The following is a 26,065-nucleotide window of genomic DNA, read 5'->3' as shown; positions in this document are numbered from 1 at the left end:
AGCGCAGCGCCGAGAGGTTTCCGCCTTGCAAAGCAGCTACCAGAACGAACAATCCCGAGTGGCCAACCTGGTCAAAGATTTGGAGCAAGCGCAACAGCGCCGCGCTGAGCGTCAAAAGGTGATCTATGAAACGGCAAATCAATCAGATTGCGGTGTCCAGCCTTTGCCTGATGATCTTATCCGGTTGCGCCGTGAGCGAACCACCGCCACCGGTGATTAAAACCGAAGTCATTTATCGTACCCCGCCGCCGGCTTATACGGTCGATTGTGTTGTCCCGCCGTTTGCTGGGTCAACCTGGGCGGATTTAGCCGCGGACAATGACGCGCTGATTTCGGTGATCGAGTCTTGCGATAAACGATTCAAACTCATTCGTGCCTGGCAGCAATCGCAACCAGGCCAAACCGAAAACGACCCGATGCAATAGGGGACCACTTCCACATATTCCTGAAATGACGCCCTTCACGCATCGGGTCGCTATGCCTTGAGGTGGAAATGTGGGATCAGTCAGCCATTTAAACGACGCCTTTTCCTGGAACATCACCCGAATAGCGGAGGCGTTCGGACTGCACCGCGACACGGTGCGAAAAAGATTAAAAGAAGCCAGGGTCAAACCCAGCGGGAAAAAATCCGGTGTGGATATTTACGCCCTGGCCGATGTTGGTCCGGCTTTATTTGCGGCCGAAACATCGAACAAGTCCGAGGACGATTACGACCCGAACAAGATGGTTCCGAAAGACAGGAAAGACTTTTTCCAGTCCGAACGGGAGCGGTTGAAGTATGAGACTGAAATCGGCGAGTTGATCCCTGATGGTGATTATCGTCTCGATCTGGCGGCCACACTGAAATATTTGGTCAGTGCCTTTGAGTCGCTGCCGGATAACCTGGAACGTCGTTACAAAATGTCGCCCGAATCGCTCGAATACATTGAAGCGTGGGCCGATGAATCCCGAACCTATCTTTATCACGGATTGTTAGAGGTTGAGCCTGATGTTAAATAGCTACGCATCGCCGGGTAAGATTCGGCGTGAAGTAGCGAGTTTAATCAGACCGCCGAATCGAGAGCCCGTATCACAAAGCGCCCGCCGTTTGCTGCATGTTGAGCAAGGCGGGTCAATGGTGCCGTGGGATGGGGATTTAGTCCCTTATATTCACGAACCAATGGATTGTTTGAAGTCGCGCTTATACAGCTCGGTGATCTTCGCCGGCCCTGCGCGAACATCCAAAACCGTCAGCCTTATTGATGGCTGGATCTGTGACACCATCGTCAACAATCCGGCCGATTTTCTCCTGGTGCAAATCAGCCAAGAGAAAGCCGCGGAATACTCAAAAAAACGTCTAGGGCGTGAGTTTAATGCCAGTCCGGAGATTCAAGAGAAGCTATCACCTCGGGCGCATGACAACAACGTTCATGACAAGTTATTCAAAGCAGGCAACTTTTTAAAAATTGGTTGGCCATCAAAAAACATCTTCGCCAGTTCCGACTGGAAATATGTTGCGATAACCGACTATGACCGGATCCCGCTTAACGTAGATAGCGAGGGTTCGGCGTTCTTGCTGGCGTCGAAACGTACTCAAACGTTTATGTCGTCAGGCATGACCCTCGCCGAAGGGTCGCCAGGCTTTTACATTACCGACCCGACCTATCGCCCCGCGACGGCCCACGAAGCGCCCCCCACTCATGGGATTTTGTCCCTTTACAACCAGGGCGACCGCCGTTTGTTTTACTGGCAATGTCCGGACTGTGGCGAATGGTTCGAGCCGGACTTCCCATTGTTGCAATGGGATAGAGACATCGCCGATCCGTCGTTAGCCTCGAAAGAAGTGTTTTTGTGCTGTCCGCATTGCGGCAGCTTGCACAGTGAACACAAGCGCATGACGGGCGGCAAGTCGTTAAAAATGACGCTCAATGCAAGCGGTCTTTGGATCCCCGAAGGCTGTCAGGCTGATCAGAACGGCGTGATCACCGGCTCTCGCCGCGATACTCGCGTCGCCAGTTTCTGGCAGAAAGGCCCAACCGCTGCATTCCAGACTTGGAATCAACTCGTTTACAAGTACCTATCTGCATTAGAGCAGTACGAGAAAACGGGCGATCTCAACGATTTACAAACCACGGTCAATACCGACCAGGGAAAAGCATTTACGCCGCCGCGTAAGGGGGATCAAAGCGTTCAGTTGTTAATGGACCGCCGCACCGATTTGGGTGTGCGTGTGGTGCCTGAGTGGGCGCGATTCCTCACCGCCGCCGTTGACGTTCAAGCGGGTGCGAAAACCGCTCGCTTTGATGTCATGGTGCTGGCTTGGGGCTCTGATCTAGAACACCAAGTCATTGACCGGTTCAGGATTGAGAAATCCAACCGAACCGATCCGGAAAACCCGGACAAATTTGTCCGGGTGAACCCGGCCACGCACCTCGAAGATTGGGATTTGTTGATCGATAAGGTGATTAACAAGTCCTACGAACTGGACGATGGCAGCGAACGCCGAATGCCGATCTTATTAACCTCGTGTGACTCCGGTGGTGAAGATGGCGTGACCGATAACGCCTACGCCTTTTATCGCAAGCTGAAAGGCGAAGGACTTCACCGCAAATTCATGTTGGTAAAAGGTCAGGGCAAAGGACCTGTTATCAAAGAATCCTACCCGGACAACACCAAGCGGAGCGACCGAAAAGCGCGGGCTTATGGTGATGTGCCGGTTTTCCAAATCAATACGGACCGAATCAAAGACACGGTATCGAACGCCATCGAGCGCGATACCGCGGGTCGTCGTTATTGTTGGTTCCCGGACTGGTTGCCGGAATGGTTCTTTGATGAGTTGTTAGCCGAAGAACGTAACGTCTCCGGTAAATGGGAAAAGGTTTCTACCCGTAACGAAACGTTCGACCTGTTCGTTTACAACTGGGCGGGGATTTACAAGTTAAAAGCGGATCAGATTGTTGATTGGGATAATGCACCACCTTGGGCGGTGCCAATCAATGAGAGTTCCGAATTGATAACCGGTGACGGTGAAGTCGTGGCGCTGCCGAAGCGTCGCCGCCGTCGCTCAAGTTTATGATGGTGACTTATGGCATTCACAAAAGATGATATTGACGCGTTAGACGAAGCGATCGCCAGTGGCGAACTGACCGTCAAAATTGACGGCCGCGAAGTCACATATCGAAGCCTCAACGATTTGCTTAAGGCTAAGCGTCATATTCTGCGAACGATTGCCCGTCAAAACGGCGTTCGAATCAGTGCGTTTTCCGGAGTCACAACCAATATTGACCGAGGGATCCGCTAATGGGGCGTATTGTTGGACTAGATGGCCAACCGTTGAACTCGCATTCTTATGAGGGGGCAACGCGAGAGCCACGCGGCCGAAATTGGCCCGCGCCCTCAATTGGACCAAACCGAGCGTTAGCGACGGCAGGTAAACCGCTAAGAAATCGAACTCGACACGCCTATCGCAACAGCTTGCTGATGCGCTCGGGGATAAACAAAAACACCACCAACGAAATCGGCAAGGGCTTTACTCTGATGAGCACTTGCGAGGATGACGGTTTTCGTAAAAAGGCTAATAAGCTGTGGCGCATTATTTCGATGCAGCTTGATCCTTGGGGTGATTTAAATTTCGGAGGGCTTTGCCACCTAGCCGCTTTGTCGCGCCGCATGTCGGGTGAGGTGTTTATCCGCCGGCTAAATCGTCGTGTTGATTCTGGTCTGGTTGCACCTATCCAGGTGGAACTGTTAGAGGCGGATATGTGTCCGCAGGAATTGAACCGCCGTATTAGTCCGACCCGCCGAATTATTCAGGGGATCGAGTTTAACGGTAAGGTGAAAGTCGCGTACTGGTTCTATAAGGCGCACCCAGATGATGGGATCGAGTCGGTCAGCTTGCATGACTGCATTCGCGTTCCGGCTCGTGATGTGATTCATCACTATAAGCCAACTCGTCCGGGGCAAGTTCGAGCGGAACCGGAAACAGCCGCGGCACTGCTTAAGGACCGCACGTTCCACGAATACAACGATAACGAGTTGATCCGTAAACGTGAGCGCTCTGGCATTACCGGGGTGCTGTATCGTGAATCGTTTGGTGAGGCGGATTGGGAATTCGACCCAAACACCGGTAAGCCGATGTATTCCGATGCCGAGGCTGCAAGTACGAGCGAGACAATCAGCGCTGGAACCTGGCTTCGCATGGTGCCCGGTGAAAAAGCATTGCCGTTTGATGGCGATGATACTGGCCAAGGTTACGCGGATTTTGTTCGATGGGAGTCGCTGCTTTACTCTGCTGGGATGGATATTCCGTATCCACTTTTAACGGGTGATTGGGCAGGGCTTAACGACCGTTTGGTTCGTGCCTTTCTTAACGAATACCGCCGTTCAATCAGCTTTGATCAGGAAAATTTGTCCGGTTTTCAGGTTGCGTTTGGGATCTGGCGCTGGGTGATTGAAGTGCTGATCACAACCGGACTATTGTCGGCTCCTGGCTTTGCATCGGATCCGTGGAAATATTATGCGGTCGATGTCCGTCCGGATGCGTGGAAACACCTACATCCAGAGCAGGACATTAACGCCCGTAACAAGGCGGTCGCGTCTCACATTTCCAACGGTGAGCGAGAGGCCGCGGAATACGGCACCGACATTGAAAAGAACATGCAAGTTAACGCTAGATTGCTCAAGAAATGGCAAGAGGCTTGTAAAAAAGAAGGTATTGAACCGCCCGCCAAACTAGGCGGGCTTTTTAGTGCCTTAGAAACGACCGGAGGCGGTGAAGATGAAACATAAATTCGCCCTGAATTATCTGATGTCACAGCCGTGGGCACTGGATCAGCAACTGCTGTCGCTGATGAGTGACATCGCCAATCGAGAGGTGGACAGCCTCTCATTGGATGACTTTGTTCCCGAATCGCTGGCGACCAAATCAGGCAAGCGTATCACGCGAGGAATGGAGAAACGCGAAGGTGGCGTCGCCCTGATCAGCGTGAGCGGGGTGATCAGTCGTTATGCGAATTTGTTTACCAATATTTGCGGGGGAACAACCACCCAATTATTGGCGCAGGACTTTACTCAGGCACTGAATGACCCGTCAATCAAAGCCATCGTGTTCAACTGTGATTCGCCTGGCGGTGAAGCTAACGGCATTCATGAACTGGCGGAAATGATTTATCAGGCCCGCGGTAAAAAACGCATTATCGCTTATGTCGGCGGGATGGCCTGTTCGGCTTGTTACTGGATTGCGAGCGCGTGTGAAGAAGTGGTCATCGATGCCACGGCGAGCGCGGGCTCTATTGGCACAGTGTTACAGATGCGCCGTCGTAAGGAGAAGGCCGACGACGATTTCGAAACCATTGAAATCGTGTCTAGCCAGTCACCGAATAAACGTCAGGACCCTGGCACGGAGACAGGTCGAGCGGCTTATCAAAAACACCTGGACGATCTCGCCGAAGTGTTTGTCCAGCGTGTCGCCCGAAATATGGCGGTTGATCGTGACACGGTCATTAACGATTTCGGCGGCGGTGGGATCTTAGTGGGTCAGGCTGCTGTTGATAAAGGTATGGCTCACCGTCTCGGGAGTCTGGAGGGCGTCATCGCCGAACTCAAAACAGGAAAGAAAAAAACAATGCCAGATCCAAACAACAACGCCACCGGCGCAGATGAAGGCAACAACAACGTGACATTGAGTTTGCCGGGCTCAGATGTATTCAGCACGGCCGACTTAATTGCCGCTATTACAGAGCAGCGACCAGATGCCATTGAAGCGATTAAAGGACCAGCGCCAGAAATGGCCATCGGTCACGCCGCGGACCTTGTCGCCGCTTGTGCGAAAGCGGGCGTTCCTGCTTTTTCAGCGTCAGTGCTGAAAGAGGGGATCACCAAAGCAGAAGCGGAAAGCCAAATCAAGATGGCCACGGGCTTGAAAGATACGTTAGCCGCGTCGGGTTTGTCTGGCAGTTTTGACACGCTTGTCGGCTGTATCGATGACCCGGTGAAGATGGTCGGCAAGGCGATTCACGAAGCGAAAGCCGAAACCGATGAGAACGGCGACTTAACTCGTCAGATCACCGACAAAGATAAAAAGCCCGCGGCCTTAAACGCGAACGATATTTACGCCAAACGTCGCTAAGCGTCCGGCGGTTTCTTTTAATCCTGAAAAGTAAGGAAAGGCAATGACAGTAAATGCAATGCTGCCACGTCCTGGCGCGCACGTAGCGGGTGAGGTTGCTGGCGTATCAAGAGATCAGATCGTCGTCGTTGGTGGCGCGTATGCGTCCGGTACGGTGCTAGGCGAAAAAGATGACGGTACGTTTACCCAGTTAGACCTGGCGGTCGATGCAACTGAGGCGAATACGGCCGAAGTTATTTTGTATGGTCACATCGATGCAACTGCGGGTCCGGTTCCTGCTGTAGCTCACGCGCGAGTGTGCGGTGTGTATGACGACAAGCTGACCTGGCCGGATGGTATCACCGACGTTCAAAAGGCGGATGCCGTCACCAACTTGGCTAAAAAACAGATCGTCCTGCGTTAATCAGGGCGTTTCATTCCCATTTCGATAAAGAGAGAGATACATGGAAATTCAAGCAGCGCTGGAGTCAGGTAAATTTGAAATCCGCCCACTAACGGCCGCTATCAATAACCTGGAAGTGCCTAAAACTCGCCTGGCTGAACTGAAATTGTTCGAAGAAAAAGGCATTCGTACAACCACTATCGACATTGAATACAAAGACGGCCAAATCCAACTTGTTGAAGATGTAGAACGTGGTGCAGACGGTAAGCCTCTGGATGATCCAGACCGTAAAATCTACACATTCCGCGCGGTGCATTTGCCAGTGCCGGCTAGTGTGTTTGCCGATGATATTCAAAACAGCCGCGCGTTCGGTGAAGAAGACGAACTCGAAAGCCTACAGGTTGTGATCGATGAAAAGTTGGAGATTGCTCGTCAAAGTATCGATGCGACGATCGAGTATTTCCGCTTTGGTGCCATCTTTGGCAAGGTGTACGGCAAAAAAGGTAATTTGATTGTTGATCTGTTTAAGGTCTTCGATATTAAAGAAACCGATGGTGAAAACACGGTTGATTTCAATGCCCCGCTACGAACTCAGCTTATCCAGGTGAAACGTGACTCTGAAAAACACCAGAAAGGCATTAAGGCTAAGGGCTATCGTGCATTTTGTCGCCCAGAGTTCTTTGATGAAATGCTGGAAAATGAGAGCTTCTACAAATCATTTGAGCGTCAAAATGATGGTGAAAACCTGCGTGAAGATGTTCGCCGTGGTGTGTTCTGGCAAGGCACCTGGTGGGAAGAATACGACGAAAAATTCGGTGATAAGGACCCAATGCCTGCCAAGTACGGTGCTGTGGTTGTGCCAGTCGGTAAGCCGAAAATGTTCATGACGTACTTCTCGCCAGCAAACTACAACGAAACTGTGAACACGGTCGGCCTGCCGTATTACACCAATTCAGAGCCTAAGAAGATGAACAAGGGCGTTGATCTGGAAGCGCAATCTAACCCAATGAACGTATGTACTAGCCCGCTGGCGGTGCGTCGTATCAAGTTCACGCCAAAAACTGAACCAGGCGCTTAATGCGTGAGCGTGACCCCTTTAAACGTGCCAGTCGCCGGATACTCCGGCGGCTTGGCCGTCACCACGAAATTCTGATCAAGCCGCCTTTAGGGGAATGGCTCAAAGTGGACGCCGTGCCAAACCAGCCGATGCTGGATGTGGAAATCACCGGCGGGGGCAAAGGTGGTCAGGATCTGCAAATGCGTCAGCCGCATGTCGTGATCGAGTCTCGCCATTGCGTAGACATCGAGCTCGAACCGGAAAGTTGGTCGGTCAAAATAGACGGGGTGGAATACTACGTCACTAAGCCTTATGCCAAAGATGACGGTGTCACTTATCTGTTTTTAAACGATCAGCCTGACGCGACCAAACAGAGCCCGGAGGGTGAAGGACGTGGCCGCACCTGGTGTTGATTTTAAGGTTAACTTTTCTAAAGAACTGCAAAGGGTTAGCGCCAAGATTGCCGCCACCCCTAAGCAGTTAGAAAAAGCCGGACAACGCGCGATAAAGAAAACCATGCGTTGGATGTATAGCCGCGCCGCTCGGGAAGTGTCCCAGCTAACCGGTATCCCGCAAAAGGTACTTAAGTTTCGCTTTAGTCTGAAAACAGTCGGTAAAGGTGCGGAAGCCGTCACCATATTATGGATCGGTATTTCGCCCGTTCTGGCTGAAAAAGCCGGTAAGGCGAGGCAGACCAAAAAAGGCGTATCGTTAAAAAAACACCGATACGAGGGCGCGTTTGTGTCGGATCTGTACGGTTATGATTCGGCAGTCTGGATCCGGGCCAGCCGGAACCAAGGCCGCTATACAACCACGGCAAAGCGTCGAAAACCGAATCCTAACTCTCTCCCGGCTCATTTACGCGGCCGTTTCCCGGTGCAACATATTGCGATTGATATTGCCGACCCGGCGACCCAGGCGCTAAAGCGTTTGGAATCTCGGGTCCCTGATGAATTTCGCAAGAAGTTGGATCAGGAGCTGAACTATGTGGTCAATCATGAACGCGCTTAAAGACTTTACTGAATTGCATGACGCCATCGAGGCCGAGCTTAAAAAACGCTTGCCGCTTCTCGATACGGTGGCCCTGTATGATCCGACCGACATCGCACCTGGGGAGTCGTTTAAAATCGACACGCCCGCGGTACTGATTGAAATGGTCGAAGCCAAACCAGGGCGCGCAGTGACAGGCGGGCGGATCCCGTTTAACTGTGAATTCGCTTTGCACTGCATCTTATCCAGCAAAACGCCAGATTTGCCGCTGGCCGTGCGTAATCTGGCGGCAATGGTGGCGCTTGTGGTCGGTTATACCGAAGAAGATGCCGAGAAAAACCAGATCACGGATTTTGTTGTCTCGGGCCGTCAAAACTGGGGGCTGGGTGATATTGGCGTTGAGTCGGTGCCCATTGACTCGATTAACCTCTATCCGGGCTCGTTTAAGCCGGGTAAGGGAGGCAAAGAGAAAGCGTTCGGCTTTGATTCGATGATTGTCACCTTTGAGCAGCAAATCCACCTGGGCAACTTGCTGATTAATCCGCCGACATTTTTACCTGGTCAGGTAGAAATCGAAGGTAGCGACAGTGTCGGGGTGGATGGATGGACTTAGAGGAACGCGTCAGCGAACTGGAGCGCAAACTCGAAGAAGTATTCGTCCGCGGGATCATTGAGGAAAGTAACCCGGTCGAGCGTTGGGTCGTGGTGTCCTATGGCACAGAAGAAAGCCCAATGAAAACCGGGAAACTTCCCGTGAAGCCTATCCGTTCCGGTAAGGCCATTGTGTGGTGGTTTCCAGAGGTTGGCGAGGCGGTCACGGTGATCTCACCGGGCGATCTGCGATTTGGTGAAGTCTTCCCTGGCAGTTACTACAGCGAACGTTCCGCGCCGAGTGATGACCCTGATTTGTTCTTGGTCGAGTTTGGCGACGGTTCGAAAGTGTCTCATCACCGCGGCACCCATAAGCTGGAGCTAATTAACATGGGCGATGTCGAGGCCACTATCGAGGGTAATGTCACAGGGCTGATTAAAGGCGATGTGACAGCCACCGTTGAGGGCAACGTCACCGGCACGATAAAAGGCACCACCACCGCCACCTTTGAAAAGGACCTCTCCGCCACGGTGAAAGGGAATGCCACGGTGAACTGTGACAAAAACGTCTCAGTGGCCGCCAAAGGGGCGATCGATGTTCATACCGACCAAACCTTAACGGTGAAGTCTGCCGGCGCGATGAGCTTGGCCACGGATGCCGATATGGATGTGACAGCCGGCGGGAATATGACATTCAGTGCATCGAGGATCGACTTTAACTAATGACCTGGCACCCAGGCGAGGAACTGCTTTTTCAGCAGCCGGACACCGCCACCGGATTAGCGTATCACTGTTATTTTGAACTCGGTGATGACCAAACCCTAACGGGTTACACCTGGAGCATCACACCAGAACAGCCGGACCAGTTCACCATTACCAGCGCCGCCGATGGCGTTCGCCTGGTATCGGATAGCCTGACCGGATTGTTTGTCCCGGAATTTATCGACTATCTCGACGCTGACCAGGTGGTTCGTGTTGCGGATTGGCCCGAACTGCCAACGGGTAAAGAGTTGATCGAGTTTCGGCCCAGTAGCATAAGCCGGCGCGAGTATGTGCTCACAGTGACGGTGGAATACACCGAAACCGACCCAACTACCGCCGCAGAAACCGAAGTCACTGCCAGCCAGTCCTGGCGTTGTGTGGTGCTTCATGACTACAGCAGCGGCCGAGATAAGCTTTTGGAGTACATGAATGCCAGCAGTCACTAGGCAAGGCGACGGTGGTACTGGGCACGGTGCTTTCCCGCCGAGGTCATCAACCGCTGGAAGCCCGAACGTATTTATCAATGGTAAGCCGGTTCACCGCGTTGGTGATGCCTGGGGCGTTCACTGCGACCCCTCTCCAAGTTGCCACGCCGGCACACTTGCCGCGGGTTCATCTTCTGTCTATGCCAACGGTCAGCCTATTGGCCGTGTCGGCGATCCGGTGGACTGTGGCTCCGCGGTCGCTGCCGGAAGCCCCAACGTTTTCGCAAACTAACGAATTAAAGAATTAACGAAATGAAACAAGGCACCGATGCCCTAACGGGTAAAACAATCGGCGGCCTCGACTATCTGCGCCAGCGGTTAACCGATGCGTTTAACACACCTCTCGGGAGCTTGGTCGGTGCCCGTGAATACGGGTCACGTCTGCATGAAGTCGTAGACCGCAACCTCGATCAGAGTTTTGAAATGCTGTGTTACGTGCGGGTATCCGAAGCCATCGCGAACCCTCACAACGGCCTGGAAGATTTCCGCTTGTCTGAAATGAAAGCCACGCCTGTCGGTGATGGCCAGATAGAACTGGATTTAGAAGGGGTACTCACCTACAACGGCGAGCCTGTCACCTTAGAGGGGATTTTATTCGATGGGCAACGAAGTAATTGATTTGTCTCAGTTGCCACCGCTGGACGTCGTCAAGCAGGTGGATCACGAAACCTTACTCAAAGACACGGTGAAACGGGCAGGGCTTGAAAATCCGGCCCCAAGCGATCCCGGTTATCGTGTGACCGCTGAGAACACTTATCGCGAAGTGATGGTCCGTCATGATGCGAACGAACAGGCTAAAGGATTAACCCTTGCGTATGGTAAAGGCTCCGAACTGGACCATATCGGGGTGACGTACTACCGGGCCCCTGACGGAAAGCCGGTTGAACGGTTGAAAAAAACCGTGACCGAGGTCAGTGACACCGCCGCCTATCCGATGACGGTATCCGGGGCGATAACGGTTCAGTCGGGCCGTAACTATGCGGTGATTGTGGGCGACCCAACGAGTGGTTTAGAAGTGCCGGACACGGAAAGAACCGGTTGGATAGTTGAATCGCCAGATGGCGATCGCGCTGAGTGTTATAGCTATGTGCTCCAGGGGGAAAGTTATGTGCTGCGCTGGGAGCGGTTGGGCTGGCCAGATGACACCACGGGTATCGCAACACTGACCCTGATCAAGACTGAAACCAAGGTGTTGGGTGAAGAAAAGGAAGACGACGATTCTTATCGTCAGCGCTTACACGAATCACCAGGTGGTTACAGTGTTGCGGGTCCGGATGATGCCTATAAATTCCATGCGAAAAGTGCTCATCCAGACATTAAAGACGTCGCTGTGACCAGTCCGGCCCCGATAGAGGTGGTGCTTTACCTGTTAACGAAAACCGGTAACGGAACACCGAGTCGCGGCTTATGTGATTTAGCGCGCGCCTACATTGAACCGTTCCGCCCCTTAACCGATGAATTGACCGTCGAGCCAGGCACGGTGATCGAGTACAGCGTTACAGCCGAACTGACGATTAAGCCTGGTCCATCCCCTGATGAGGTTGTTAAAACCGCCAAACAGCGCCTTGCTGACTATCTGGCCACTGAAAACCGCTTCGGCGGTGAAATTGACGTGTCCGGCATTCACTGGGCGTTAAAAGTTGAAGGGGTGTCAAAGGTTCGTTTAACCGGCTGGAATGACATCGATGCCGCTGAAAATGAAGCGCCGTTCTGTACGGGCATGGTGGTGACATATGTCTGAATCAGATAAATCGTTGTTGCCAAGAAACCTCAATCAGCTAGAGCGGGACTTGGCGGGGGCACTATCACGGATCAGCGAAATAGAAATCCCGATTTCGACCTTGTGGGACCCGGATAAATGCCCGGCTGAATTATTGCCTTATCTTGCTTGGGCGCTACGTGTGGACAGTTGGCAAAGTGATTGGCCAGAAGCACGAAAGCGCGATGTGATAAAGCAAAGTGTCGATATTAACCGAATGAGAGGCACTCGCGGCGCGGTTGAACGGGTGTTAAAAGCGATTCGTGGTGATGATGTAAAACTCACTGAGTGGTTTGAAGATAAGCAAAATCTGGCGAAAGGTACTTTCCGCGTCGATGTTAAGTCAACCAATCAACCGGTAGATATAACCGAACTGCAACAGTTAGTGCCATCAATTCATCAAGCCAAAAACACTCGTAGCCACCTAGTCGGGATCACCGTTACTAGCCAGGTGGAAAACCCAGAAAAACATATCGCCATGAGCCGGCAAGGACATCAAGTTCGGTCTGGTCCGTGGGTGATCAGTTCTATGGTGAGTTCGTCCAGCAATGCAATGGTGTGTTTATCTCGCGTTGCTGTTGTGGTCCGTTCTGGTCCGCTTCCGTTAATTCTGGAGTAAAGCATGACAAATTTAGTCCCTGAAAATGAACAGCAATACGGTTCTATCTTGACCGTATTAGGGGAAAACGCCGAACAGAACGGTAAGCTGTTAAATAAACAAGTTGAGTTCACTCATATTGCTTTTGGTGATGCAAACGATACGTATGTTCAGCCAGATAGAAAGGCCCAGGCATTGGTGAACGAATTGCATCGAATTCCAGTTAATTCGGTGGATGTATTACAGCCGACGCCGGATTCAGTGCCTATTTTGAAGGTTGAGGCAATTTTGCCGGATGACATCAATGATGTCGTAATTCGCGAGTTTGCGGCAGTCGCCACGTTTAACGGTCAAACATATTTTCACGCCATTGGTAACTGTGCTCGGGTTTACGTTCCTAAGCCAATTAATAACGGTAATGTGTCGAATCCGGTAACGCTGGAAATGACATTTGTGATCACCAGTGCAGACCCGATTGTTGAAATGGATCCAAATGTCGTTACGGCTAGTAGAGCATGGTCATTTGATAATTTAGTTCCAGCAATGAGAGGTGATGAATCTGATGACGAGCTTGATAAACGTCATGGTTCGGATCAGGTAGCTTTTAGGCGCTCAATTGAAACACCATATGTATCTATAGCAAACCGCCTAAGAGCCCAGAAGTTAAACTTGGTTGGAGACTTAAAAGCCCCTGATGATAATACAGGAGATGTAGGTCAGATCTTTCAAGAATTTTTGGAGTTTGGCGGAAAAAAACTGGAAATACCTGATGGCCTTTTCCGTTTTGTTACTCCTGTGCTCATTCATGGCAGCAGCGGTTTTTCCATTGAGACGTTCGGACCAGAGAATACTATTTTTACGGCTGGCTCAGACTTGCTGATGGACACCAATCGTTTGGTGTCATTGGATGTTAATTTGCCTGACGAGTATGCGAAGCGAGCCATTTTTCATATAACACAGTTTGATGGTGAAAATGGGCGACCAGGCAAAGCCGCAAGGAACCACCTTTTCTCCGGTATTGGATTTGATTTTCGAGGTACGCCTGCTGAGAAACTAGCATCATTGGTGGCTAGTCCTAACATGGCTCATAGCCAGTTTATGAACGTTGCAGCTAGAGGTGCTTTGTCTATTTACGAGGCTTGGAACCTTTCTGATAACACCTCCAATCATTATCACCTGTTGTTTAAAGGCGCTCGCTCAATCGATTGTGTCCATCATATAAAAAATGCATTTAAAGAGTCGGCTAGTACCTCTTTTGGAACTACTTGGATTTTAGATGATAACTCCATATCTAGGTGCAAATATGGCTATGAGTTGTTTGGCTTGAACTACTCAACCATTCGTGATTCGTCTGTTGATAATCAGCTAAATGGCGCTTATGCCGTTGATGTATACAAAGGTCGAGGCATCACAATACGAAATGTGGGTGTGGAAACTCGCTTGCATCATATTGATGAGACGACCGGAGGCGGAATTTTAAGAGCGGACAATACTAATATTGATATAAGTTCTGGTTTCTTTGTAGGCGGCGATAGAGATGGGAAAGGAACTGGGGATATTTCTGACTATGATGATGGTTCAGGTAATGTTTCTGATTCATTGTTTGTTATCAAAAATAAATCAGTTATTAAGTGGGACGTTCCGACGATTGACGTACGTAAAGGTGTGGCTGCAACCCCTCGATGGCCTATTTATGTTGAAGGAGATTCAAGGTTAGAGTTTGTTCAAGCGCAAGATGGATTTGGTGATGTATTGGCAGACTTTGATGTGAAAGACACATCAACGGTTGAAGTGACTCGAAATGATGGGTCTAAATCCGTGATCTTTGGCCCTGACGTCAATAGCAAATTTATTAGGATGTCCCATTACGTGGCAGATTATTTCGATAATGAGAGATTTGTTGCGGAAAATGAGTCGATAGACAACGCTGTTGAAACAATGACGTATCGAGTTAATTTCGGTGAACTTGGTTTGGATGATTATACCGTTTTGGGTATGCCCGAGGATTGGGCTTTTGGTCAGTTACAAGTGACAGCGACTGATTTATATGTAACGCAAGAGATAATTTTAACCAAAGATACCTCTCCAGTGTACAGGCGTATCTCTGTTGATAGAGGACAAAATTGGAAAGCTTGGGTTAGCCTGGGCTGAGTATTTATTAATTGAAATTCATTAACGCCCAGCTTTCGAGCTGGGCTTTTTATTATCCGAAACAAGGAGAATACACCCCATGTCAGGAAATTATTTCCACGGCGTCGAGACGTTTTACCTCAAAGATGGTAATCGTCCGATCACTGTGTTGGCCGCGTCTACCATTGGCTTGGTGGCAACGGCTCCGAATGCCCAGGTAGCCACCGCGGCAGCGTTGGCCCTGGGGGAAGACAACAGCGCGTTGACGTTCGAAGCGGTTAACACGGGCATTCGTGGTAACGGGATCAGTGTTGAACTGGTCGATCCGGCTGCGAATGATGCGGCGTTATTGGTATCGGTTAAAGATGAAAAAATCACCGTACTTTTGGCCACCGGTGCGGATGGGTCTATTACTTCAACTTCGACCGATGTGGCTGCCGCTGTGAATGCGCATGATGAAGCGAATGATCTGGTATCTGTAACGGCGGGCGGTGATGGTTCTGGTGTTGTGGCGTACGCTTACCCGACTTACCTGTCCGGTGGTGAGGATGAAGCCTTCCCGCTCAATGTGCCGACGCTGGTCACGTCTGACAAGATGATTGCCAAGGCGGGCACGGGCGGCACGCTGAAAGATGCGCTGAAAGACATTTATAGTCAGGTTGGCGCGGTGGTGATTGTGGTTCGAGTAGCGGAAGGTCAGGACGAGAACACGACCAAAGCCAACGTGATCGGCACTATTGATCCCGAGACAAGTCAATCAACCGGCTTGAAAGCACTGGAAGGGGCCGAGGGTAAACTCGGTGTGCGCCCACGTTTAATTATCACGCCAGAGTATTCGCACCTGGCAGGGGTTGGCGAAGAAGTCGAGCGCGTCGCTAAAAACCTCAACGCAACACCGATCATCGATTCGGACCACTACGCCGGATACAGCGCCGTGGTGAACCGTGCCCGTCAGTTTGCCGAAGCGTTGTTCGTGCATGGCGGCATTGAACTGTTTGATTCTGACCTGAAAGCCAATGTGAAACGTCATGCGTCGGCCATTGTCGCCGGTCACATTGTCCGCGTTGACAATGAGGAGGGTTACTGGAACTCACCATCGAACCGCAAGATCAGCGGTATTCAAGGCACGGCGATCGACATTCCGTATGTGTCAGCGGGCCCTGGTGCGATCAGCTGCATGGCTAACCAGCTCAACAGCATGAACGTGTGTACCTTAGTCAACAAACAAGGTGGTTGGTTTTTCTGGGGCAACCGCCTCACCAATGGAACCATGCTTCCGCATCAACGTGTTCGCTACATCGTCGGCGACAGCATTATTTACGCCCACTTTGACGCGGTAGACCAGAACATTACTAAGAACTATGTCGAAAGCGTAACAGGCCGTGTAAACGCGTTCCTTCGCCGTCTGGTTAATCGTAAGGTGATCAGCGGTGGTGTTTGTTGGGCGGATAAGGACCTGAACATCGATGCGATTGGCACGGGTCAGGTGTTCTTTGATTACGACCTCGGGTTCTATGACGTCGCCGAGCGTGTGACTTTCCGTCAACACGTTAACAACACGTACAACGAAGCAATTTTTGATTAATAGGGGTAAGCAATGGCGGGACGTATTCCCTCGGTCCTTGTGGACTTTAACGCCTTTCTGAAAAACGAAAGTTTTGCAGGTCAGGCCAACAAACTGACAATTCCGAAGATTGTCACCAAAACCATTGATTTCGACGGTGCCGGCATTGGTGGCACCATGAAACGCGATGTTGGTAAGCTAGAAGCAATGGAGTCAGAAGTTACGGTTTCTGATTACTCGGATAAGGTGTTCGATCTGATTGGTTCCCGTGAGTCGCGCGACGAACAGTTCGTCGTAAAAGGCGCGCTTGATGTCGGTGGTCAAATCAAATCCGTTGTGGTTCGTCAGGCTGGCTTTTGGCGTGAAACAGAATTCAATGAATGGGCCGCGGGTGGCGTGGAAGCGACCACCAAGTTCGTGATCGATGTTGAGTTCTTCGAGCTTGAAGTTGATGGTAAAGAGGTCCTCCACATTGACAAGCTAAACAACGTGTTCCGTGTCAACGGCAAAGACCGCAACAAAGAGATTCGCCAGGCGCTGGGTCAGTAAATCTCAATTCTCGTTAATTCATTAAATCTTTAATTCTTTACGCCTTGCGTGGTTCGCAGGGCGTTTTTATTTGGAGCGAAAGCAATGGCTAAAGTTGAACTGAAAAAGTCCCTTAAACGTGGTGACAATGAGATCACTGAAATCAATTTGCGTGAGCCGGACACTGGTAGCCTCCGCGGTTTAGAAATGTTCTCGATCTTGCGTATGGACATCAACACCCACCGTCAACTGGTGCCGCGTATCAGTGACATTACCGCCAACGAATTCGATATGTTGAAGCCGTCCGATCTGGTTGCGGTGCAAACGGAGGTGGTCGGTTTTTTCACGGAATAAACCCCGTTCCGGCCGACGTGATGGAAGCCGAAGCGGATATTTTCCTGGTATTCACCGGCTTTAATCCCAGCGCCACCGCCAGCATGTCGCTGGCCGAGTTAATGCGCTGGCACGAAATCGCATTACAGCGCCACGAAAAGGCGCAGGAACAAGCCGAAAACGCCGGGCAGTCCTAAGGGGCTTGCCCGGCTTTTTTTCGTTTGTAAGGGGTATACATGGGCGATACGACCAGCAAACTATCGTTTGTCATGGAAATGGTGGACAAGATCACGACGCCAATTTCCAAAGTGACAGATCAGACTAAAAAGTCCGCCACCGCGATCGAGGCGACGCAAAAGCAGATCTCCAGGCTTTCTCAGTCTACGGCTGATCTCGATGCGTTCAAGCGCTTGAAACGCGACAGCGTGGAAACCAGCCGTGCCCTGGATGCGCAAAATAAAAAGGTCGCAGACCTGGCGCGTCAGATGCGAGCTGCGGAAAAACCTACCCGCGCGATGACGACCGAGTTCAACAAGGCCAAGCGTGAAGCGCAGCAACTGAGCCAACAGCATGAACGCGAAAATCAAAAGCTGGGTGAGTTGAGAAATAAACTCGACCAGGCAGGGATCAGCACGAAGAACTTACGCCAGGCGACCAATCAAGTCGAACGGCATACCGCTCGATTAAATGATCGGCTTAAGGAACAACAAAATCAGCTTGAAGCGGTCGCCCAGCGAGAGAAAAAACTCGCCGGGTTACGCGAGAAAAACAGCCAGCTTATGGGCTCGGCGGCAATGGATACCGCGAAAGTCGGTGCGGCCACCTATGCCCTGGCTAAATTGACCGAATCTTATGGTCAGGTTGCCAGCGCCCAGGGCACGATCCAGAGCTTGGGGATCGGTGCCGAAGGTATCGACGCGATCACTAAGTCGGCGAAAGACTTCTCTAACCAATGGAGCGGCACCACACAAGCCGAATTCATAGCGGCGAGCTATGACATCAAATCGGGTATTTCGTCGCTGTCTGATACCGCTGTGGGAGAATTTACCCGTATTGCAGCAATGACGGCCGGCGCAACTAAATCAACCACCGAACAGATGACCAGTTTGTTTGCGTCTGGTTACGGTATTTACCGAAAACAGTTTGACCAGTTCGGCGCGACCACGATCGAGGGTTGGAACACCATGTCCACGGCTGAGCGGGACATGAAGTTCGGCGAATACTTTTCAGCCGGTATCGCATCGAGCGTAAAAGCGTTTAAAACCAACGGCTCGGAAATGAGCTCGGCGATCTCTAACCTGGGCGCAACGGCGACGGCCGCGAACGTCTCTTTCGCTGAACAGTTATCGATCCTCGGCCAGCTCCAAGCGACGATGTCGGGCAGTGAAGCCGCCACAAAATACAAAGCCTTTCTCAACAGCGCCGCCGGTGCGGGTGAAAAGCTTGGGTTGAATTTCCTTGATGCCAACAATCAACTGTTATCGATGCCGGATATTCTTGCCGAATTGCAAGGCAAGTATGGCAGCACGATAGACGCGCTCGAAGAACAGGAACTGAAAAAAGCGTTTGGCACCGATGAAGCGATGGCAATGATTAAATTGCTTTATCCGGAAATCGACACGCTAAAACAGAACATTGGCAGCATGAACGGCGCGCTTAAGGGCGGTATGGCCACCACGAACGAAATGGCCCAGGCGATTTTGTTGGGGCCGAATGAGTCGGTCGAGCGCATGAACCAGCGGATCAGCAACTTAACTGCCACGCTGGGCAAAGTGTTCGCGCCGATGATGATGTTTGTGACGGACACGATCGGTAGCGCAGCGATGGGCGTTGCTGATTTAGCGGAACGTTTCCCGTTCCTGACTCAGTTGGTCGGTGGTGCCGTGATGGCGTTGATAGCGCTTAAAACTGTGATGATTGGCGTCAAGATGGCGCAAGTCGCCTGGAATATGGCCATGATCACCGGAATGCAGCGTATGACGTTAATGGCTGGATTGCAGCGGGCAATGGCGGCGGCGACCGCGGTGTGGACTGCGGCACAATGGGCGCTGAATGTGGCGCTTAACGCTAACCCTATCGGTTTGATTGTGTTAGCTGTTATGGCACTGATTGGTGTGGTCGCGTTGATTGTGAAGTATTGGGAGCCGCTGGGCGACTTTTTCAGCAATCTATGGGATGGCATTGTCGCTAAGTTTAAATCCGCGATGCAGTGGGTCACGGATACCGTTGGCAAGGTTAAAGGTTGGTGGGATAGCATCTTCGGCGATGACGACAAAGTCACCAAAGCTGTAGAGCTCAGCAGTACCGTACAGCAGGACAGCAATCGCCCCTCTGCCTATGCGGGCGGCTATGGCGGTGTGGTGCCCGCGAGAACGGGGATCGCCGCTTCGCATACTGCGCCGGCGAATTACACGTCCAGCTATCAAATTGCTATCGAGCAGCAACCAGGTGAAAGCGGTGATGATGTGGCGCGTAAGGTTCGTGATGAACTGGATCGCCGCGATCGAGAGAAAGCCAGGGCTCGCCGTGGCGCTTTGTACGATATAGGTTAAGCAATGGATGAACTAAGAAACGGCGTCATGCTGGCGCTGAGTTTCCCTTCCGGGGATTTTTTCTTTTCTGTCTCCGGACCTCAGTTTCAGCAGCTACGCACCTCAATGAAATGGCGCTGGGCAAAACGTTCGCGCCTGAACCGAAAGCCGGCTAAACAGTTTCATGGGCCAGACAGTGATACCAAAACGCTGAACATCACTATTTATCCGCAAAAAAAATCCGACTTGTATCAGTTCGACCGAATGAAAGCGTTCGCAGATAAAGGCGAACCGGGTCGTTTGGTCGGTGGTACGCCGAGCGGCGGCGCGGATCTTGGATTGTGGTGTATCGAGTCGCTGGAACGTAACGATCAGTATTTTACGGATAACGGTATCCCTTTAGAGATTAAAGGGACGCTGACCATTTCGGAGTATGGCAAAGATGAGTTCTAACGGTGTGCAGTACCAAACCAGGCGCGGAGATATGCTCGATTGGGTTTGTCATCAACATTATGGCCAGCGACCGAAAGCGGTTGAAGCTGTGCTCGATGCCAATCCCGGCCTCGCCAAATATGGCCCAGTGTTACCCGCTGGGCTGATCATCAACTTACCGGACCTTGGACCCGCAGAGAACAAGAGCCGGATCAGCTTATGGGATTAAGCCATGAAACCACCCGCGTTTAAAATCCTGGCTAATGGTGACGACATCACCCGAAAAATCAATGACCGGTTGGAGCGGCTAACCGTTCATGACGCGCCAGGCGTTAAGTCTGACACGGTGACAATCGAAATCGATAACCGTGATCAGGCTGTCGAATTGCCGGAAACCGGAGCTAAGTTAGAAGTGTGGATCGGGATTGGTGAGGACCTGACGTTTAAAGGAATCTACCAGGTTACGGAGTTAGAAGAACCTCTCGATGAGGATGCGCTTGTTATACATGCAGTCTCGGCACCGTACAAAAGCGGTACTATCAAAGCCCCAAAAGACCGCACGTTTGACAAAATCACTTATGGCGAACTGGTTGGCCAAGTTGCCGCTGAACATGGCCTGACGCCCGTGATTAGTGAAGCGTTGGCCAGTATCGAGTTTGACCATATCGACCAGAAAGCCGAATCAGATGTGAACTTGCTTAATCGCCTTGGTCGTCAATATGACGCGATTGCAAAGCCTGTCGCCGATAGGCTCCTGGTCACGCCGAAAGGGGAGGGGAAAACCGCCAGCGGTCAGGATATGACGGAGATTGTAATTTCTGATCCGGCCAATTCTTCCGGCCGTGTGACCATTACCGAGCGCAGTGACTACCAGGCGGTGATTGCGCATTGGTTTGATGAACAGGACCAGAAAAAGAAAGCGGTGCAAACCGGTTCGGGTGAGCCGGTGTTTACCATGCGCCGCCAATATGGCAGCGAACAAGAAGCGCAGGACGCCGCGGCCGCGGAGCTGGCCAAGCAACAACGAGGCAAAAAGAGCTTTTCACTAGAGCGCCCGCTCACGCCAGAAATGGCCGCCGAGGCGCGTGTCATTGTGCAAAACCATAAAGCCAGCGCTAACGGTACTTGGATTGCAGAAAGTGTCGATCATGTCATAGAACCCGACCGTTTCTCCGTCTCCAGCGCCAAGCTTATCACCCCGAAAAATTAACCACCAAAACCGCCTGGTTTGAAATTTCCTTATGAATCCTACTGATAGGCTTGCTGATTATGCGGCTTTGAGGTCTAATAAACTGTATGGATATACAGTGATATTTTTATCACAGGAGAGAAAAAAGTGACACATAACGCTTTAAATGACGGGACTCGATCCGGTACATTAAGTAACTTAGCGCAGTTTCTGCGCTTTTTGGCGTCGGCTAGTGAAAACCCTGATATGTGTGACCCTGGATTGCACCAGGCGATTTTACAGGCGAGTTTGACGGCGAAAGAACTTGAACAAAAAGACGCCGCCCAGACAGGCGAGATCGTCGAAAGTTGAATTGCAGATCTTTTTTGGCGTGACGCTTTCCGCATCGTGTGGTAGGCTTACACCGAAATGTTGTTTTATGGCTTGTGCGTTATGGTTTGGCGACTTAGCGGGCAAGTAAGAAAATTTAACCTGGCTTAAAAAAGCAAAACCCCGCAAGAGCGGGGTTCAAGATTCGGGTCAGGAAGTAAACTAGTCACTTCTCTAAATTTGTTTTGGCGACAGAATTTAGAAGAAACCCTAAAACACAAGACTAAGTTTACTTCGTGTGCCCGGTTGCTGCAAGCCTTACAGCGAAAAAGCAATCAAAAAATGAGCGTAATTGGACTTAGTAACGCGTCAGCGTGGCAGGATGACCGCAGCGGCTGGCGTAGATATACCCCACAATTTGACATTCCGATGGCTAACCATCCTATCGCTAAGCGATTGGATGCCCTTCTATCTGGCCATAACTGGAACCGAAACCGTTTTATGCGCAAGCTGCGTAAAGACGGTGCCACTCTTAAGCGCCGTAAATTGTCGGACGGCACCTGGAAGACCAAGCACATTGCCCCGCGCCGAACCTCGATCCGCCTTGAGCGTGAACAAACCCTCGATGCACTGGTTAGAGCTATGATTTACCGCGCCGATTATTGCCCGGACTCAAACTATTTGTTTGAGGTAAAGGCCAGCGTGGAAGAACTCGCGAAGATGATCGGCCAGCTCCACGAATACGAACCAGGCTATGACGGTCAGGGCGGACAATATCGCCACGGCCGCAAGTCTTGCGATCCCGTTCATGGTGCGATTGATGACATGGAAGCGGCGGAAATGATTGTCGTTGTTCGTGAGTTCGACAAGGAAAGCAAAACTAACAAAGCAAAGCGGATCTTTTTCCGCCCTAACTTTTTTAAAGGGTTTGGCTTGTCGATGGACGACACTCGTTCGATGCTTTCAATGGCTCGTAAGTGGCAGGAGAAAAACGGCTTACTTAAAACGGCCAAGCAGAAGCGCCAAGCTGAATTATTGCGCCAGGCTGAGTCTGATCGTATTGCTTCTTTGGATCGCCCTTCATTGCGTAATCTATTGGCCCGTATCAAGCGAGAGTTTACCGGCGAGAACAAGCACACTAAGCGAGTGATGGACGCAAACCATCGCTTAAAAGAGGCTGAGAAGCGCGCAAGTGAGCAACGAGAACAACGTGAACAACGTGAACAGTCGCAACGTAGTGATACGGAAAAGCGCCTCATTCAGTTACAGGGACAATTACCGCCTGTTTATGTATACCAGGCTAAAAATCAAATCAAAGCCGAGCATGGGCTAACGAACGGCCCTGAGTTTGACGCCTTGCTATTGGCCATCCTAGAAACCCGAACATAACCCCTCTTTTTATTTGAATCCGCTTGATGGCGGAGGCTTTGCCGTACCTGGCGGTTAAAGTTGTTCAAAAAACAAACAGAAATGATCCGCCGGATCCTGTTTCTCGTCTGATTTCCTACCGTTATCACCCTCCATTGTCCGCGATCGCCGGCTAAATAAAAAATAACCTCGAAACTAAGCCCTGAACTAACCGCTTCCCTAAAGGGAAGGATATAAGCCCGCCATAAAGGCGAGGCTTATTATCTCTTTCGCTTTGCTACAGATATAAAGGTACATCCCATTAAATTGCTATTTAGATTCAGTACTAACAATAAGATCAGCGTTAAGCAATTTAACGGGCCCCAACTGCCAGCATCAAGTGAACGCAAAAATAATACGTTCAGTGCTATAGCTGGCAGCGCTGAACATTTCTTTTGTCATCCGACCGTCATACTTTCGAGAATTACGATTATCCAGTGGACCCAATACTTAACCTTTTGTGTTCAATTCAACCTCATCACCTAGCCTTCTTTCGCTTCGCGAGGTCTAGCAGGAGGGTAAGGCGAGATTTAACGATGTCCTGTGCAGCTAACCGCGCCGATATAGTTCCGTGGTCTATCAAACAACGTCGAGCGGCTTGGTGCTTCGCTTGCGCAAGCGCATCGCTTATCCCTGCGGGGCTAGTATCTTCGCGTGTCAGCTTCTGTGGGTGCGCTTCTGGGCGCAAAAAAGAATGGTTGCAATTTAGGACGAAAAGTCCTAATATTTATCTCGAAGGCCGGGCAAGATGCCAAGGCCATAACCGAGAGAAATCACGATGAGAAACGTTATTCAACAACTTGGCGAAACTACTTTTTATTTAGAGAGTCGCGGTAACAAAATGACACTGTCACGTGTTGCCGATGTGTGGGGAACTCACTGGCAAATGCACACTGATAACGCAAGCCATCGCGCGTATCGTGGGTTGGGAATCAAAGAGTTCGCGACGTTGGAAGAAGTAGAGAAAAATTATAAGAGCTGGCGCGGCATTGCTGCCCTGGTAAACGCATAAGATAAAACCGGGCGGCGTGTCCGCCCAAACTGGTGAATTATGGAACTTGAAACAATCCGCCCTGAAACATTGGTCCCGTTTGGTGATGATTGGGCGCAACCAACGGGCGCAGAAGTGCGTGAAATGCTTAAACGCTGTGAATTGACCGGGAGTGAAGCCGCGGCCCTAGTGGGCATCTCTGACGGCCGTACAGTGCGTAAATGGGCGGCGTTTGATCCTGTCGAGGTGGAAAAGGCTAAACAGGAAGGCAGAAAAACGAACATGCAGCGGATCCCGTTCGCCGCCTGGGCGATTCTGGCGGAGTGCGCCGGCTTTGGTTGTATCTGGAAAAATAAAGAATTAACGAAATAAAGAAAGTAATGCTTGCGTATCAGGACGAAAAGTCCTAATATTTATCTCGAAGGCCGGGCTAGTTGCCAAGGCCAAAACCGAGGTAAATATCGATGAAAGAGCTTATTCGCCAGGCATTAAATGACCGTGATTTTTGTGCTTATTTCGCCAGAACTGGCGGGGGATTCCATCCGGTAGATCATCATCCGTTATTGAGCCGCGATGAATTGATTCATCGGTATTGTATGTCTGAATCTGAGTGGCTGGGTTTTGAACACCGCTATTGGCCTGATGAGGATAAGGGCGAAGAAATTGGCGGTCTTATGTCAGATGCTGATGTGCGAGCCCAACTTAAGATAAAGGAAATTCAAAAAGCCAAGATCTGGCGATTTTATGTCGCATTTCTGAATGGCCTTGCGCCGATGAACACTTCGGTAGATAAATTATTATCTGGGGAGTACAAGCGCCCTTGGGTTTTGCCAAGTTGAATTCATAGTTAGCCGCCGATTGAGGCGGTTTTTTTGTGCCTGGTGAACTGTTAAACGTAAAGAAATAAAGAATTAAAGAAAATAACACTTGCAAGTTAGGACGAAAAGTCCTAATATTTATCTCGAAGGCCGGGCAAGGTGCCAAGGCCATAACCGAGAGAAATCACGATGACTAACAATCAAATCATTGCAAAAACCATTCTTGAACAACTAGGCGGCGGTCGTTTCATGGCTATGACTGGCGCTAAAAACATGGTTGCTATCGAGAACGGCCTCCAGTTCGACTTACCTCGCACCCGTCACTATGTGAAAGACGGAATTAATAAGGTTCAGGTAGTGCTGAACCCGTCAGACACTTACACCGTTCTCGGTCTTAAGTGGATGCCTCGCAAGTATGAGTTTAAAGAGCTGGCCAACCAATCAGGCGTTTATGGCGATACCTTGCAAGCAGTCTTTACTGACATTACCGGATTAGATACCCGCTTGTTTTAATTGATACGGGCCGCCCTTGCGGCGGCCTTTGGAGCGGTGGCCATGAGAAAGGAAGCGTTTCACATCGAGTTAAGTAAGGGATGGGAACAGCCGATTTCACTAGCGGAGTTTAACCGGCTTTGTGATCTGGTTGTGGCTGATGTACCCATCTTATCCACTCAAAAGGTGGATAAGTGCAAAGAACAAATAAAGAGTAATCGCCAGCCCTATGATTGCTAGTTATTATTCACTCTTGAGGTGATTAAGAAATGAAGAAAACCCGATTTTCGAAAAACCAGAATGACGCCCTTTTTATCCTGGCGCTTTTGGAAACCAAACAATTTACAGGGCCGATACCAGTGGCCAAAATGCGGACCATGATTTCCCAGTCTCGCGAGGGTGAGCTCGATGCATCGAATTTTAGAAAGGGGCTTCACGCCTTATCTGATAAGGGGTGCGTTGAACTGTCCCGCGCTAAAGATTTAAGTTTGGCCGCTACTCTTACTCGCCCCGGCCGTCACCAGGCCGCCAAGGTTTACCGAGAACGGACAGGCGAAGAACTGGACGTGATGCCCGTTGATGACGAGCAAGTGACCATTTTTGATTAAAGG

Annotated in this window: 34 protein-coding genes; all 34 read left to right on the top strand. The window is 50.8% G+C overall.

The genetic code is table 11. The features are described from left to right. On the top strand, window positions 1–220 hold a 220-nt coding region (locus L9Q39_RS20355; RefSeq protein WP_237487216.1), incomplete at its 5' end, for a hypothetical protein. Beyond that, the gene (gene lysC, locus L9Q39_RS20350) at window positions 192–425 is read left to right on the top strand and encodes an Rz1-like lysis system protein LysC (protein WP_237487215.1); all 234 of its coding nucleotides are present in this window, start codon (window positions 192–194) and stop codon (window positions 423–425) included. The genes L9Q39_RS20355 and lysC, both read left to right, overlap by 29 nt. Before the next feature lie 70 nt (window positions 426–495). Next, window positions 496–999, top strand: a complete 504-nt coding sequence (locus tag L9Q39_RS20345) for a DUF1441 family protein (protein ID WP_237487213.1) — start codon at window positions 496–498, stop codon at window positions 997–999. Continuing rightward, window positions 989–3,055: a phage terminase large subunit family protein gene (locus L9Q39_RS20340; RefSeq protein WP_237487211.1), complete on the top strand. Its 2,067-nt coding sequence runs from the start codon at window positions 989–991 to the stop codon at window positions 3,053–3,055. The genes L9Q39_RS20345 and L9Q39_RS20340 overlap by 11 nt, the downstream gene beginning before the upstream one ends. A gap of 9 nt (window positions 3,056–3,064) precedes the next feature. Then, entirely contained in the window at window positions 3,065–3,280 is a 216-nt protein-coding gene (locus tag L9Q39_RS20335) for a phage head-tail joining protein (protein WP_237487209.1), read from the top strand. Further along, window positions 3,280–4,767: a phage portal protein gene (locus tag L9Q39_RS20330; protein ID WP_237487207.1), complete on the top strand. Its 1,488-nt coding sequence runs from the start codon at window positions 3,280–3,282 to the stop codon at window positions 4,765–4,767. The genes L9Q39_RS20335 and L9Q39_RS20330 overlap by 1 nt, the downstream gene beginning before the upstream one ends. Continuing rightward, window positions 4,757–6,106, top strand: coding sequence for a S49 family peptidase (locus tag L9Q39_RS20325; RefSeq protein WP_237487205.1), 1,350 nt, complete (start codon window positions 4,757–4,759; stop codon window positions 6,104–6,106). The genes L9Q39_RS20330 and L9Q39_RS20325 overlap by 11 nt, the downstream gene beginning before the upstream one ends. A 43-nt stretch (window positions 6,107–6,149) precedes the next feature. After that, on the top strand, window positions 6,150–6,509 hold the full coding sequence (locus L9Q39_RS20320) for a head decoration protein (protein WP_237487203.1): 360 nt from the start codon (window positions 6,150–6,152) through the stop codon (window positions 6,507–6,509). Window positions 6,510–6,549: 40 nt separating this feature from the next. Continuing rightward, on the top strand, window positions 6,550–7,566 hold the full coding sequence (locus tag L9Q39_RS20315; RefSeq protein WP_237487202.1) for a major capsid protein: 1,017 nt from the start codon (window positions 6,550–6,552) through the stop codon (window positions 7,564–7,566). Continuing rightward, entirely contained in the window at window positions 7,566–7,958 is a 393-nt protein-coding gene (locus tag L9Q39_RS20310; RefSeq protein ID WP_237487200.1) for a hypothetical protein, read from the top strand. The genes L9Q39_RS20315 and L9Q39_RS20310 overlap by 1 nt, the downstream gene beginning before the upstream one ends. Continuing rightward, on the top strand, window positions 7,939–8,556 hold the full coding sequence (locus tag L9Q39_RS20305) for a phage tail protein (protein WP_237487198.1): 618 nt from the start codon (window positions 7,939–7,941) through the stop codon (window positions 8,554–8,556). Before L9Q39_RS20310 ends, L9Q39_RS20305 begins: the two co-directional genes overlap by 20 nt. Next, window positions 8,531–9,148, top strand: coding sequence for a hypothetical protein (locus tag L9Q39_RS20300; protein WP_237487197.1), 618 nt, complete (start codon window positions 8,531–8,533; stop codon window positions 9,146–9,148). The genes L9Q39_RS20305 and L9Q39_RS20300 overlap by 26 nt, the downstream gene beginning before the upstream one ends. Beyond that, window positions 9,139–9,849 (top strand): phage baseplate assembly protein V, encoded by a 711-nt coding sequence (locus tag L9Q39_RS20295; protein WP_237487196.1) that lies wholly within the window; start codon window positions 9,139–9,141, stop codon window positions 9,847–9,849. Before L9Q39_RS20300 ends, L9Q39_RS20295 begins: the two co-directional genes overlap by 10 nt. Continuing rightward, window positions 9,849–10,334, top strand: a complete 486-nt coding sequence (locus tag L9Q39_RS20290; protein WP_237487194.1) for a hypothetical protein — start codon at window positions 9,849–9,851, stop codon at window positions 10,332–10,334. Before L9Q39_RS20295 ends, L9Q39_RS20290 begins: the two co-directional genes overlap by 1 nt. Continuing rightward, complete coding sequence (locus tag L9Q39_RS20285) at window positions 10,318–10,605, top strand: PAAR domain-containing protein (RefSeq protein ID WP_222770566.1); 288 nt, start codon at window positions 10,318–10,320, stop codon at window positions 10,603–10,605. The genes L9Q39_RS20290 and L9Q39_RS20285 overlap by 17 nt, the downstream gene beginning before the upstream one ends. A 20-nt stretch (window positions 10,606–10,625) precedes the next feature. After that, window positions 10,626–10,991 (top strand): GPW/gp25 family protein, encoded by a 366-nt coding sequence (locus tag L9Q39_RS20280; protein WP_237487192.1) that lies wholly within the window; start codon window positions 10,626–10,628, stop codon window positions 10,989–10,991. Continuing rightward, window positions 10,972–12,114 carry a baseplate assembly protein gene (locus tag L9Q39_RS20275; protein ID WP_237487190.1) on the top strand — a complete coding sequence of 381 codons (1,143 nt, stop codon included), beginning with the start codon at window positions 10,972–10,974 and terminating at the stop codon, window positions 12,112–12,114. Before L9Q39_RS20280 ends, L9Q39_RS20275 begins: the two co-directional genes overlap by 20 nt. Next, complete coding sequence (locus tag L9Q39_RS20270; protein WP_237487187.1) at window positions 12,107–12,751, top strand: phage tail protein I; 645 nt, start codon at window positions 12,107–12,109, stop codon at window positions 12,749–12,751. Before L9Q39_RS20275 ends, L9Q39_RS20270 begins: the two co-directional genes overlap by 8 nt. Before the next feature lie 3 nt (window positions 12,752–12,754). Further along, the gene (locus L9Q39_RS20265; RefSeq protein ID WP_237487186.1) at window positions 12,755–14,881 is read left to right on the top strand and encodes a phage tail-collar fiber domain-containing protein; all 2,127 of its coding nucleotides are present in this window, start codon (window positions 12,755–12,757) and stop codon (window positions 14,879–14,881) included. 79 nt (window positions 14,882–14,960) lie between these two features. Continuing rightward, the gene (locus L9Q39_RS20260; RefSeq protein ID WP_237487185.1) at window positions 14,961–16,445 is read left to right on the top strand and encodes a phage tail sheath C-terminal domain-containing protein; all 1,485 of its coding nucleotides are present in this window, start codon (window positions 14,961–14,963) and stop codon (window positions 16,443–16,445) included. A 12-nt stretch (window positions 16,446–16,457) separates the two neighbouring features. Further along, the gene (locus L9Q39_RS20255; RefSeq protein ID WP_237487184.1) at window positions 16,458–16,973 is read left to right on the top strand and encodes a phage major tail tube protein; all 516 of its coding nucleotides are present in this window, start codon (window positions 16,458–16,460) and stop codon (window positions 16,971–16,973) included. 84 nt (window positions 16,974–17,057) lie between these two features. Beyond that, on the top strand, window positions 17,058–17,306 hold the full coding sequence (locus tag L9Q39_RS20250) for a phage tail assembly protein (RefSeq protein ID WP_237487182.1): 249 nt from the start codon (window positions 17,058–17,060) through the stop codon (window positions 17,304–17,306). Between the two features lie 20 nt (window positions 17,307–17,326). Continuing rightward, entirely contained in the window at window positions 17,327–17,482 is a 156-nt protein-coding gene (locus tag L9Q39_RS20245) for a GpE family phage tail protein (RefSeq protein WP_080258702.1), read from the top strand. Between the two features lie 39 nt (window positions 17,483–17,521). Further along, window positions 17,522–19,837 (top strand): phage tail tape measure protein, encoded by a 2,316-nt coding sequence (locus L9Q39_RS20240; protein WP_237487180.1) that lies wholly within the window; start codon window positions 17,522–17,524, stop codon window positions 19,835–19,837. Window positions 19,838–19,840: 3 nt separating this feature from the next. Further along, window positions 19,841–20,269 carry a phage tail protein gene (locus L9Q39_RS20235; RefSeq protein WP_237487178.1) on the top strand — a complete coding sequence of 143 codons (429 nt, stop codon included), beginning with the start codon at window positions 19,841–19,843 and terminating at the stop codon, window positions 20,267–20,269. Beyond that, the gene (locus L9Q39_RS20230; protein WP_324293804.1) at window positions 20,250–20,477 is read left to right on the top strand and encodes a tail protein X; all 228 of its coding nucleotides are present in this window, start codon (window positions 20,250–20,252) and stop codon (window positions 20,475–20,477) included. Before L9Q39_RS20235 ends, L9Q39_RS20230 begins: the two co-directional genes overlap by 20 nt. A gap of 3 nt (window positions 20,478–20,480) precedes the next feature. Then, window positions 20,481–21,458, top strand: coding sequence for a contractile injection system protein, VgrG/Pvc8 family (locus L9Q39_RS20225; protein ID WP_237487175.1), 978 nt, complete (start codon window positions 20,481–20,483; stop codon window positions 21,456–21,458). Between the two features lie 126 nt (window positions 21,459–21,584). Then, a complete protein-coding gene (locus L9Q39_RS20220; protein WP_029858758.1) occupies window positions 21,585–21,788 on the top strand; it encodes a hypothetical protein in 204 nt (67 codons plus the stop codon). A 300-nt stretch (window positions 21,789–22,088) separates the two neighbouring features. After that, window positions 22,089–23,135 (top strand): RepA family replication protein, encoded by a 1,047-nt coding sequence (locus L9Q39_RS20215; protein ID WP_237487174.1) that lies wholly within the window; start codon window positions 22,089–22,091, stop codon window positions 23,133–23,135. Window positions 23,136–23,931: 796 nt separating this feature from the next. After that, window positions 23,932–24,165, top strand: a complete 234-nt coding sequence (locus tag L9Q39_RS20210; RefSeq protein WP_237487172.1) for a hypothetical protein — start codon at window positions 23,932–23,934, stop codon at window positions 24,163–24,165. Between the two features lie 39 nt (window positions 24,166–24,204). Continuing rightward, window positions 24,205–24,516 (top strand): transcriptional regulator, encoded by a 312-nt coding sequence (locus L9Q39_RS20205; RefSeq protein WP_237487170.1) that lies wholly within the window; start codon window positions 24,205–24,207, stop codon window positions 24,514–24,516. 92 nt (window positions 24,517–24,608) lie between these two features. Continuing rightward, window positions 24,609–24,983 carry a hypothetical protein gene (locus L9Q39_RS20200; RefSeq protein ID WP_237487169.1) on the top strand — a complete coding sequence of 125 codons (375 nt, stop codon included), beginning with the start codon at window positions 24,609–24,611 and terminating at the stop codon, window positions 24,981–24,983. 168 nt (window positions 24,984–25,151) lie between these two features. After that, window positions 25,152–25,475 carry a hypothetical protein gene (locus L9Q39_RS20195; RefSeq protein ID WP_237487167.1) on the top strand — a complete coding sequence of 108 codons (324 nt, stop codon included), beginning with the start codon at window positions 25,152–25,154 and terminating at the stop codon, window positions 25,473–25,475. A 248-nt stretch (window positions 25,476–25,723) separates the two neighbouring features. After that, on the top strand, window positions 25,724–26,062 hold the full coding sequence (locus tag L9Q39_RS20190) for a hypothetical protein (RefSeq protein WP_237487165.1): 339 nt from the start codon (window positions 25,724–25,726) through the stop codon (window positions 26,060–26,062). The last annotated feature ends 3 nt before the right edge of the window (window positions 26,063–26,065 follow it).

This window comes from Vibrio hippocampi, from assembly GCF_921292975.1.
Lineage (GTDB): Bacteria > Pseudomonadota > Gammaproteobacteria > Enterobacterales > Vibrionaceae > Vibrio > Vibrio hippocampi.
This window is presented reverse-complemented; position numbering and strand designations above follow the sequence as displayed.

Coding starts and splice junctions, on each gene's coding strand:
- L9Q39_RS20210 (WP_237487172.1), top strand. CDS start 23,932: ATGAGAAACGTTATTCAACAACTTGGCGAAACTACTTTTTATTTAGAG.
- L9Q39_RS20335 (WP_237487209.1), top strand. CDS start 3,065: ATGGCATTCACAAAAGATGATATTGACGCGTTAGACGAAGCGATCGCC.
- L9Q39_RS20195 (WP_237487167.1), top strand. CDS start 25,152: ATGACTAACAATCAAATCATTGCAAAAACCATTCTTGAACAACTAGGC.
- L9Q39_RS20295 (WP_237487196.1), top strand. CDS start 9,139: ATGGACTTAGAGGAACGCGTCAGCGAACTGGAGCGCAAACTCGAAGAA.
- L9Q39_RS20205 (WP_237487170.1), top strand. CDS start 24,205: ATGGAACTTGAAACAATCCGCCCTGAAACATTGGTCCCGTTTGGTGAT.
- L9Q39_RS20310 (WP_237487200.1), top strand. CDS start 7,566: ATGCGTGAGCGTGACCCCTTTAAACGTGCCAGTCGCCGGATACTCCGG.
- L9Q39_RS20320 (WP_237487203.1), top strand. CDS start 6,150: ATGACAGTAAATGCAATGCTGCCACGTCCTGGCGCGCACGTAGCGGGT.
- L9Q39_RS20280 (WP_237487192.1), top strand. CDS start 10,626: ATGAAACAAGGCACCGATGCCCTAACGGGTAAAACAATCGGCGGCCTC.
- L9Q39_RS20250 (WP_237487182.1), top strand. CDS start 17,058: ATGGCTAAAGTTGAACTGAAAAAGTCCCTTAAACGTGGTGACAATGAG.
- L9Q39_RS20285 (WP_222770566.1), top strand. CDS start 10,318: ATGCCAGCAGTCACTAGGCAAGGCGACGGTGGTACTGGGCACGGTGCT.
- L9Q39_RS20255 (WP_237487184.1), top strand. CDS start 16,458: ATGGCGGGACGTATTCCCTCGGTCCTTGTGGACTTTAACGCCTTTCTG.
- L9Q39_RS20200 (WP_237487169.1), top strand. CDS start 24,609: ATGAAAGAGCTTATTCGCCAGGCATTAAATGACCGTGATTTTTGTGCT.
- L9Q39_RS20215 (WP_237487174.1), top strand. CDS start 22,089: ATGAGCGTAATTGGACTTAGTAACGCGTCAGCGTGGCAGGATGACCGC.
- L9Q39_RS20230 (WP_324293804.1), top strand. CDS start 20,250: ATGGCAAAGATGAGTTCTAACGGTGTGCAGTACCAAACCAGGCGCGGA.
- L9Q39_RS20290 (WP_237487194.1), top strand. CDS start 9,849: ATGACCTGGCACCCAGGCGAGGAACTGCTTTTTCAGCAGCCGGACACC.
- L9Q39_RS20330 (WP_237487207.1), top strand. CDS start 3,280: ATGGGGCGTATTGTTGGACTAGATGGCCAACCGTTGAACTCGCATTCT.
- L9Q39_RS20190 (WP_237487165.1), top strand. CDS start 25,724: ATGAAGAAAACCCGATTTTCGAAAAACCAGAATGACGCCCTTTTTATC.
- L9Q39_RS20265 (WP_237487186.1), top strand. CDS start 12,755: ATGACAAATTTAGTCCCTGAAAATGAACAGCAATACGGTTCTATCTTG.
- L9Q39_RS20275 (WP_237487190.1), top strand. CDS start 10,972: ATGGGCAACGAAGTAATTGATTTGTCTCAGTTGCCACCGCTGGACGTC.
- L9Q39_RS20300 (WP_237487197.1), top strand. CDS start 8,531: ATGTGGTCAATCATGAACGCGCTTAAAGACTTTACTGAATTGCATGAC.
- L9Q39_RS20235 (WP_237487178.1), top strand. CDS start 19,841: ATGGATGAACTAAGAAACGGCGTCATGCTGGCGCTGAGTTTCCCTTCC.
- L9Q39_RS20315 (WP_237487202.1), top strand. CDS start 6,550: ATGGAAATTCAAGCAGCGCTGGAGTCAGGTAAATTTGAAATCCGCCCA.
- L9Q39_RS20270 (WP_237487187.1), top strand. CDS start 12,107: ATGTCTGAATCAGATAAATCGTTGTTGCCAAGAAACCTCAATCAGCTA.
- L9Q39_RS20260 (WP_237487185.1), top strand. CDS start 14,961: ATGTCAGGAAATTATTTCCACGGCGTCGAGACGTTTTACCTCAAAGAT.
- L9Q39_RS20225 (WP_237487175.1), top strand. CDS start 20,481: ATGAAACCACCCGCGTTTAAAATCCTGGCTAATGGTGACGACATCACC.
- L9Q39_RS20340 (WP_237487211.1), top strand. CDS start 989: ATGTTAAATAGCTACGCATCGCCGGGTAAGATTCGGCGTGAAGTAGCG.
- L9Q39_RS20245 (WP_080258702.1), top strand. CDS start 17,327: ATGGAAGCCGAAGCGGATATTTTCCTGGTATTCACCGGCTTTAATCCC.
- L9Q39_RS20240 (WP_237487180.1), top strand. CDS start 17,522: ATGGGCGATACGACCAGCAAACTATCGTTTGTCATGGAAATGGTGGAC.
- L9Q39_RS20325 (WP_237487205.1), top strand. CDS start 4,757: ATGAAACATAAATTCGCCCTGAATTATCTGATGTCACAGCCGTGGGCA.